At 42.4% G+C, this 9204-nt stretch carries 8 protein-coding genes and 1 tRNA gene; 2 read left to right on the top strand and 7 right to left on the bottom strand.

Going from position 1 to position 9204, the window contains the following annotated elements:
- From C200_RS14700 to rpsU, 6 genes are all read right to left on the bottom strand, one after another.
- Positions 1–128 (bottom strand): helix-turn-helix domain-containing protein (locus C200_RS14700; RefSeq protein WP_016209414.1); only part of this gene is annotated, 128 nt, incomplete at its 3' end.
- A 226-nt stretch (positions 129–354) separates the two neighbouring features.
- Positions 355–431 (bottom strand) — tRNA-Ile (locus C200_RS01030).
- 44 nt (positions 432–475) lie between these two features.
- A complete protein-coding gene (gene rpoD, locus C200_RS01025; protein ID WP_016211036.1) occupies positions 476–2347 on the bottom strand; it encodes an RNA polymerase sigma factor RpoD in 1872 nt (623 codons plus the stop codon).
- A 91-nt stretch (positions 2348–2438) separates the two neighbouring features.
- Complete coding sequence (gene dnaG / locus C200_RS01020) at positions 2439–4184, bottom strand: DNA primase (RefSeq protein WP_016211039.1); 1746 nt, start codon at positions 4182–4184, stop codon at positions 2439–2441.
- A gap of 79 nt (positions 4185–4263) precedes the next feature.
- Positions 4264–4713, bottom strand: coding sequence for a GatB/YqeY domain-containing protein (locus tag C200_RS01015; protein WP_016211043.1), 450 nt, complete (start codon positions 4711–4713; stop codon positions 4264–4266).
- Positions 4714–4765: 52 nt separating this feature from the next.
- The gene (gene rpsU, locus C200_RS01010) at positions 4766–4981 is read right to left on the bottom strand and encodes a 30S ribosomal protein S21 (RefSeq protein ID WP_016211035.1); all 216 of its coding nucleotides are present in this window, start codon (positions 4979–4981) and stop codon (positions 4766–4768) included.
- 246 nt (positions 4982–5227) lie between these two features.
- Here rpsU and tsaD point away from each other — a divergent pair, with 246 nt between their 5' ends.
- On the top strand, positions 5228–6244 hold the full coding sequence (gene tsaD / locus C200_RS01005; RefSeq protein WP_016211042.1) for a tRNA (adenosine(37)-N6)-threonylcarbamoyltransferase complex transferase subunit TsaD: 1017 nt from the start codon (positions 5228–5230) through the stop codon (positions 6242–6244).
- Positions 6245–6292: 48 nt separating this feature from the next.
- On the opposite strand, the gene plsY is transcribed toward tsaD, so the two are convergent.
- Entirely contained in the window at positions 6293–6922 is a 630-nt protein-coding gene (gene plsY / locus C200_RS01000; protein ID WP_016211037.1) for a glycerol-3-phosphate 1-O-acyltransferase PlsY, read from the bottom strand.
- Positions 6923–7272: 350 nt separating this feature from the next.
- On the opposite strand from plsY, the gene C200_RS00995 reads away from it, so the two are divergent.
- Complete coding sequence (locus C200_RS00995; protein ID WP_016211040.1) at positions 7273–8484, top strand: class I SAM-dependent methyltransferase; 1212 nt, start codon at positions 7273–7275, stop codon at positions 8482–8484.
- Positions 8485–9204: the final 720 nt, after the last annotated feature.

The raw sequence follows: 9204 nt of genomic DNA, 5'->3' as shown, positions 1-9204 counted from the left end.
TTAATCTCACGGCTAATCGTGCTAGGAGAAAAGCCAAGTGCTCTAGCAATTGATCTGAGCGAGTCTCCCTCTGATAACCGTTGTTCGATATAAAAACGATCTTTTTCATTTAAGTGCCGATAAACCATCTCTACCCTCTAAGTCAAAAGGCGAACTAGAGAGTTTATCTGTATGAATATGAACTCTCTACTGAGTGTTGCACTTCAGATGACGGAGGGCGTTATCAAAATGTCCCCGCTTTAACCTTAATCTTTCAAGGTTTTATTTTTGAGAAAATACTTAAGTGCTTTAGAAAAAGACTATAAAAGTAAGAGATAAAAAAACCTGACTTAATCAATTAAAGTCAGGTTAATTTGGTGGGCCCAGCAGGATTTGAACCTGCGACCAATGGATTATGAGTCCACTGCTCTGACCAGCTGAGCTATAGGCCCCCAGGAAGCTTGAGCTTATCAAGCGAGCTCAGATTCTAGCTAAGTTATTCTTCTGAGTCAAGAAAACTCTTCAAAATTTCTGAGCGAGTTGGGTGGCGCAGTTTACGTAAGGCTTTGGCTTCAATTTGGCGAATACGTTCGCGAGTTACGTCAAATTGTTTGCCAACTTCCTCTAGCGTATGGTCAGTATTCATATCGATACCAAAGCGCATTCTAAGGACTTTTGCTTCACGTGGCGTGAGGTTTTCGAGAATATCACTGGTGGCTTGCTTTAACGCATCACCCATGGTTGAGTCAACGGGGAGTTGCATGGTGGTATCTTCAATAAAATCACCTAAGTGTGAATCTTCGTCATCGCCAATCGGTGTTTCCATAGAAATTGGCTCTTTAGCGATTTTGAGGATTTTACGGATTTTATGCTCTGGCATCTCCATGCGTTCAGAAAGCTCCTCAGGAGTCGCTTCACGGCCGAGTTCTTGGATCATTTGACGTGAGACGCGGTTAAGCTTGTTAATTGTCTCTATCATATGTACAGGAATCCGGATTGTCCGCGCTTGATCAGCAATTGAGCGGGTAATTGCCTGGCGAATCCACCATGTTGCATACGTTGAGAATTTATAACCACGGCGGTATTCGAATTTATCTACCGCTTTCATTAGGCCAATATTGCCTTCTTGAATGAGGTCGAGAAATTGTAAGCCTCGATTGGTGTATTTTTTTGCAATGGAGATGACCAGACGCAAGTTAGCTTCGACCATTTCTTTTTTAGCACGATGGGCCTTGGCCTCACCAATAGAAATATTACGATTGACTTCTTTAATTGCAGTGACATCAAAGTTTGATTCTTGTTCAAGAGAGATGAGCTTTTTCTGTGCACGAGTGACTTCTGGAGCCAGGGACTGTAGTGCTTCAGAGTAAGATTGCTCGGCTTTAATTTGATACTCTATCCACTCTAGATTGGTTTCATTGCCTGGGAAAATATCAATAAATAGCTTGCGGGGCATTTTCGCTTGATTAATGCACAAAGCCATGATGTGACGCTCATGTTTGCGGACTTGGCTGAGTAAGCCATGTAAGTAGTTGGTGATTTTATCGATCATATTGGGCTTTAGGCGAAATGTCATTAATACTTTAGACAGTTCTTCACAACGCTGTTGTGTTTTTTTATGATGAATTCCGTGTTTTTCCTGAACCTGTATAACCGCATCATAGGCAGCTTTTAGCTCGGCAAAACGCTCTGCCGCTTCCTCAACATCCAATGTGTTATCGACGGGGATTTCTTCATTGTCATCCTCACCCTCACCGTCATCAGTACTGTCGTCTTCTGTCAAGGCGGCTTCAAAATTATCATCGGCTTTATTGGCATCATCAAGCATGGAGCCGATGTTGCTTGTCGGAGCTTCATCTTCTTCGGTGATATAGCCACTGATAATATCATCTAAACGGATTTCTTCGGCTTCAAATCTTGCATATTCTTCAAGAATAATCGCTGTGCTTTGTGGGTAATGGGCGATTGCCTCAAAGGCTTGTTTGACGCCTTCCTCGATGCGTTTAGCCAGCTCAATTTCACCTTGGCGCGTTAATAGCTCAACGCTGCCCATCTCGCGCATATACATGCGTACTGGGTCGGTTGTTCGCCCAAACTCAGCATCTGAATCGAGCGCTGCAACGGCATCGTCAGCATCATCTTCGGCAGAGCTGGCATGCTCATTCATGAGTAAGCTGTCAGGATCGGGTGCAGTTTCATAGACGGGGATGCCCATGTCGCTAATCATTGCAACGATCTCTTCAACTTCTTCCGGGCTGCTCATATCATCCGGAAGATGATCGTTTACCTCTGTAAACGTTAAAAAGCCTTGCTGTTTACCTCGAACAATGAGTTCTTTAAACTGCGACCTTTTTTCTTGTTGATCCATACTGACCCCTACACACTAGTTTGACTGCATTTTGGCGAGTCAAATGTTTTATTAACACCATGGTGAGTATTTCACCGCTTAACCTTATTTTTTATTCTTTGCTTCCTGCAAGCAATTGCTTGAGTTCCTCTTTCTCCAGCGCTGAAAGCGTTTGTTGCTGTGCTTTGATCAGCAACTGCTCGGCAAGTCGGTCCTGCGACTTATTTGACAAACGTTGTATTATATCAAGCAATTCATTTTGTGCATGTAATTCATTGTCAATCAATGGGTCAGTGGCTGCTAATTGTGCGAGCAAACTACCTTCTTGGCAGTGGGACCATTGTGATAAGACCATGCCCATGTTTACATAGGGGCGTGACTGACAAAATTCAAGGACTGCTTGTAAAAGATCACCACCTGCCATATGACGAATATGTAGTATGACCTGCTGACGGGTCTCAATTTTTTGACTTAAGCTTGGAAAGTGCATTAATAAAGTCAGCATGCGAGCAATGGCACTATCGACCTCGCACGGTACTGCCTGTGTGCTGTGTTTAATAGCTGGTGTGGGCGCTGAGGATTGTGTCTTGGTCTGATAGAGCAATTGATAGAGCTGCTCCACACGCATGCCGGCCTCTTCAGCAAGTGTTGTGAATAAAATGGTTGCAAATGCACTTTCAGGCAGTTGTGCTAATAATGGCTTTGCTTTTTCAACCAATTTGGCTCGCCCTTCTAAGGTACCTAAATTTAAATTTTTTTTAAGCTCTTGAATCATAAATACTGATAATGGTAGTGCCTGGGTTAGAGCTTGATGAAAGTTAGAAGTTCCTTGTTGGCGAATTAAACTGTCAGGGTCTTCGCCTTTGGGTAGGAGTAAAAAGCGCACAGTGCGGCTATCGCGGACAAAGCTTAAGGTGTGTTCAAGTGCACGCCAAGCCGCTGTCAAGCCTGCGCGGTCACCATCAAAGCAGAAAGTGATGGTGTGGGTGTGGCGAAATAACAGCTGTAAGTGTGAAGCGCCGATGGCGGTACCTAAGGTGGCTACGGCATTGCGAATACCAAATTGGGCGAGAGCAATAACGTCCATATAGCCTTCGACTACAATAATTTCATCTAATTTTTTGTGGTAGCTTAGGGCTTCATAGAGGCCATACAGCTCGCGGCCTTTATGGTAAAGTGGGGTTTCTGGGGAGTTTAAATATTTAGGCTTATCATCGCCAAGGCTGCGCCCACCAAAGCCAATAATGTGCCCTTGGGTATTTCGAATCGGGAACATAATGCGACCGCGAAAGCGATCATACAGCCGATCTTTATTCTCGATTAGCATGCCGGTTGTAATCAGAGCTTTTTTGTGTGATTGAAAGCGTTGAGTTAGGGTATCCCAGCGCTTTGCAATATAACCAATTTGGTAATCACGGGCGATCTCGCCAGACAATCCGCGCGATTTTAAATAATCGATAGCCTTGGGTGTGTGGCGTAATTGGTGTTTATACAGTGCATTAATCTCAGCCATGAGTGTAAGTAATGGTTTTAAGTGATCATGGCGTTGATCTTGTTCGCTAACTGGCAGGGTTAAGCCTAATGGGTTGGCAAGTTCTTTGAGCGCCTCACGAAACCCTAAACCCTCATATTCGATAATAAAGTTAATGGCATTGCCGCTGGCACCACAGCCAAAACAATAATAAAACTGCTTGGTTGCGCTGACGGTAAAAGAAGGTGACTTTTCGTTGTGAAAGGGGCATAGGCCGCTGTGGTTGCTGCCGGTTTTTTTAAGTTGAACACGTTGGCTGACAATGTCGACAATATCGGTTCGAGTAAGCACATCCTCGATAAATTCATTGGGAATTCGCTTGGCCATGGTGCTCTCTATAAATGACAATAACCTCACTTTAATAAATAAAGAGAGGTTATATCAGCTTTGACGACTTTAGTTTCAATTAGGTACAGAGACGCGCTTTGACTTTAGCGCTGACCTTGGCAAAGTCCGCACGACTGCCAAGCTCCGTCTTTAACGCTCCCATCACTTTGCCCATATCTTTGGGCTCTGTGGCACCGCTTGTACTAATTACACGCTCGATGGCTTGGTCAACGTCTAAGTCGCTGAGCATTTCAGGCAGGTACTCTTGAATGACCATAAGCTCAGCTTGCTCTTTTTCGGCAAGCTCTGAGCGCTCTGCATTTTGGTATTGAGTGATGGCATCTTTGCGTTGCTTCACTAGCTTATTCAAAATGACAGTGACTTTCTCGTCATTCAAAGCAGCCTGACCATCAATTTCGACTTGCTTGATTGCAGCAAGAATCAGACGAATGGTGATCAGCCGTGCTTTTTGTTTGGCGCGCATTGCCGTTTTCATGTCATCTTGTAAGCGCAGCTTTAATTCTGACATGCTCTCTGGTCCTTCTTTGTTGTCGTTCTATCTGCTCTTAAAATTAAAAATTTTAGTAGAGACGTGTACGGAATTGAGTTTCGCGTGACACCTTTTTCATGTGGCGTTTAACCGCAGCAGCGGCTTTACGACGACGTACAGTGGTTGGCTTCTCATAGTGCTCACGACGACGTAATTCAGTCAAAACACCTGCTTTTTCACAAGAACGTTTAAAACGGCGTAGTGCAACATCAAATGGTTCGTTTTCTTTAACACGAATGCTTGGCATAAATTAAATTCCTCAGCCCTTACACAATAAATATCTATATCAGACTATATAACTACATATAGTAGATACATTAATATCATTAATATTCAGATGCGACATTTTACCCAAGTTGGGAAAAAATGCAACTAATATACAACTTTAATCTAGTACTCTGGTGAGTATTGGGTATTATAGCTGCATTTAAAGAAATAATATAAGCATTAGTCGTAGAAAAATGAAATCAATATTAACGAGAGTGTTATTTTTATGCGTGTACTAGGTATCGAAAGCTCGTGTGATGAGACAGGGGTTGCTATTTATGATAGTGATCAGGGCTTGATTGCTCATGAAGTTTATAGCCAAGTGGCATTGCATGCTGAGTATGGTGGCGTCGTACCTGAAATCGCATCACGGGATCATGTACGTAAGCTGGCGCCAATGATTCAGCAGTTGCTGATAGAGTCTAATAATCATCAGGAAAGTATTGATGGTATTGCTTATACTGCTGGGCCGGGTTTGGTGGGTGCACTGTTGGTCGGTGCCTCTGTAGCGCAAGCGTTGGCATTGGCTTGGGATAAGCCGGCTATTGCAGTTCATCATATGGAAGGGCACTTACTTGCACCGATGTTAGAAGAAAAACAACCTGAATTTCCATTTTTAGCTTTATTAGTATCAGGTGGACATAGTCTTTTGGTGCAAGTGACGGCAATAGGCCAGTATGAACTATTGGGAGAGTCGATTGATGATGCGGTGGGTGAAGCGTTTGATAAAACGGCGAAGCTACTTGGATTAGGCTATCCAGGGGGAGCAGCTTTATCGCAATTGGCAGAGCAAGGCACGCCAGGGCGTTTTATCTTTCCACGGCCGATGTGTGATCGACCTGGCTTAGATTTTAGTTTCAGCGGTTTAAAAACCTTTGCTTTGAATACTCTGAAAAAGTATGGTCATAACGATCCTCAGGTCAAGGCTGATGTGGCGCATGCCTTTCAAGAGGCGGTTGTTGATGTGATGTTATTTAAGTGTCAGCGTGCGTTAAGGCAAACAGGCTTGCAACGTTTGGTGATGGCCGGTGGGGTGAGTGCTAATAAGCAGCTGCGAGTCGCTCTTAAAAAAGCCAGTGAGCAAAGTAATTTTGACGTCTATTATCCACGTCATGAACTATGCACGGATAATGGTGCGATGATTGCTTATGCAGGGTGCCAGCGTCTAAAAGCAGGCCAGTTGGGTGAAAGTACTTTAAAAGTTACCCCGCGTTGGCCGTTAACAGAGTTGGTTGCGGTATAATCTACTCACATGCTGACTTTAAAGTAAGCTATTGCAAGGCAGGTTAGCTTAGGGAGCGCTGTTTTTTTGACCAATTTTTGGCTCAGCACCGTGAATTAAACGTACAATGTTGGCTTTATGGCGATAGAGGGTAAATATGGCCATGATAATCAGTGGCATAATATAGCCTTCGGTACCGAGCCAATAGCTGTATAAAGGTGCAAGAACGCTAGCAGTTAAGGCAGCGAGAGAGGAGATCCTAAACAAAAAGGCCATGATTAACCAGGTGATTAATAGAGTGAGGCCCAGAGGCCAGCTTAAGGCGATCACTGCGCCAAAGCCCGTTGCTACCCCTTTGCCGCCTTGAAATTTAAAGAAGATGGGGTAAAGATGACCAAAAAAAGCTGCAAAAGCGATGATGCCAAGACCTGCTTCTGTGAGTTGAAGGGTGTGCCCCAGCAGAGTGTGTTGGTTTAAAGCATGAGCGAGTGCAACGGGGATAATGCCTTTGAGTGCATCGCCAACCAATGTAATTATCGCTGCCTTTTTACCGCCAACGCGCAGTACATTGGTGGCACCGGGGTTGCCTGAGCCGTCGGTTCTTGGGTCTGGTAATCCCATGAGCTTGCAGGTTACAATGCCGGTTGAAATTGAGCCGAGCAGGTAGGCAAAAATAACAAGGGCGATACCAATAAACATAGTGACTAATTATTCCTGTAATAAATTTAAATGTATTGTTTTAAGGGTCGAGTTTAATCTGAATAATTTAGGAGCTTAGCGTGGATGGTGTCTTTATTCAAGATTTATATTGTTGATAACTGTGCTGGCGTTTACTGGGTGAGAGATAAAGGAAAATAATCGCTGGAATTTATGAGAGCTTAAGTTATTTTTAGCGAGTTACTATTTTAGTTTGAGTTTGAGTGATTATAAGTTTTGATATTTAAAGAATTTACAGAATTAAATTGTATTATAGGTAGTAAATTATATCGTTATAGTGAATTATATTGTTGTTTAGGGTAATTATTGAATGAATGTGAGAGGCGGTGCGTATGCAATCAGGTGAAAAACTAGTAAAAGAATTGGCTGAATTACCCAAGCCAAGTGCAGAACAGGTGGCTCACAGTCAAAAGCTTGTACAATTATTGCAGCATGAAATTAATCTCCAGCCTGATCGTACTCTGTCGTTTAAGCGCTTTATGGAGTATGTTTTATATGCGCCTAACTTGGGCTATTACATGGCAGGAAGCCGTAAGTTTGGTGCTGAGGGGGATTTTATTACTGCACCTGAACTATCTTCTTTATTTTCTGAGACCTTGGCTTTGCAAGCGCTGGAAATTTTAAGTGTATTTGAGCAAAAAGAGCGTACCTTACTAGAAATTGGTGCTGGCAGTGGTGCACTTGCTTGTGGATTGTTAAGTAAGCTTGCAGAGCTTAATCAATTGCCTGAAAAGTACCTTATTTTAGAGCTCAGTCCTGACTTAATAGAGCGCCAGCGTGAATGTTTTGCTCAATTAGGTGAAACTATTGTATCGCGGGTTGAATGGTTAAGTACCTGGCCAGAGCATTTTAATGGTGTTGTGATTGCCAATGAGGTACTGGATGCAATGCCGGTCCATGTATTTGAAGTAATTAATCAGCAGGCGGTTGAGTTAGGGGTTGGCTTAGATAAGAACCAATTTTGTTGGCAAGCAATGGGGCGTGAACAATCTGTTGTCCAAACTGAGCTTGATCAATGCATTATGAATTATAAGTTAGTTGATGGCACAAAGGCTGAGTTAAATGTGGCATTGAAGCCCTGGCTTTCTGGGCTATATCATGCGATGGCTGAAGGGGTGGTACTATTGATTGACTATGGTGGTAGTGCTTGCGAGGTTTTTCATCCAGAGCGTATGGATGGTACCTTGCGTGCTTTTTATCGCCACCGTGTCCATCAAGAGGTATTTGCTTATCCAGGGCTGCAAGATATTACCAGCCATGTCAATTTTACTGAAGTGGCTAACGCAGCTGATCAGGCAGGGTTTAGTCTTGTTGGCTTTAATACCCAGGCTAACTTTTTATTAAATGCAGGCTTATTAAATTGCATTGAAGAAAAGCTACAAAAAGAGCAAGATTCATTGAAACAATTAAAGCTAACTCAGCAAGTTAAGCAGTTAACATTACCAACAGAAATGGGGGAGATGTTTAAAGTGATGGGCTTGGCAAAAAATTATACTGGGCAGATAAAAGGTTTTGCAACACGGGATCTTTCTTATAGTTTATAGCTCTATGGAATTTACAGAATACATTTGACTGTACAGTGAGGCTATTTTTGCTTTTATCTGGCTTTGTACTAAGAACAGTTTCAATTATGGTTTTTTTCATAATTGACGCATCTTAGTCCTAATTAGGGGATTATTAATGATAAACGGCCATGCAAAGTTTTTTATAGTTTTTGATTTGGGTATTTATCATTTAATTGTGTGGAAAAATCGACTTTGAGCTGCTGAAGCTAATTGCAGTCTGGTTCTTTTTGCTCTTTTGCTGCATGCTCGGGAGCGTCATTGTTCCGGGTATTAAAGAACATAGTTGGAAGGTTTTCTCGAATGTTAAGACTTTCTTCAATTGATAGCCAAGCATCGTCATAGCTTACTCCAGCTTCTTGTATTAAAAAAAGTGTATTTTTGTCAAGATGAATTAGTTGTGGGAAATCATGGTGTGAAAATGTTTGCGTAAAAAGGACATTTTTTCTTGGCTCATCTCTAAGGGAATGACTAAATAGCATGGCAGCTTTATTATCAAATATTTCATCAACAAAACTTCTTTTTGAGCCATATTTTGTAATATCATTTTGATTAAAGTAATCATCAGGAGTGATGGTAATCTCTGCTTGTGAAAATATCTCCTTTATTTGGTCAAACGAGTAAGTATCTCACCTTACGCACAGGTCATAAACATTTTAATCGCCTAAGCTCTTCAAAAGCTATTTGATTTGACCGCACAAG

The organism is Piscirickettsia salmonis LF-89 = ATCC VR-1361, from assembly GCF_000297215.2.
Lineage (GTDB): Bacteria > Pseudomonadota > Gammaproteobacteria > Piscirickettsiales > Piscirickettsiaceae > Piscirickettsia > Piscirickettsia salmonis.
The sequence above is the reverse complement of the archived record's forward strand: the minus strand, read 5'-3'. Positions and strand labels throughout refer to the sequence as shown.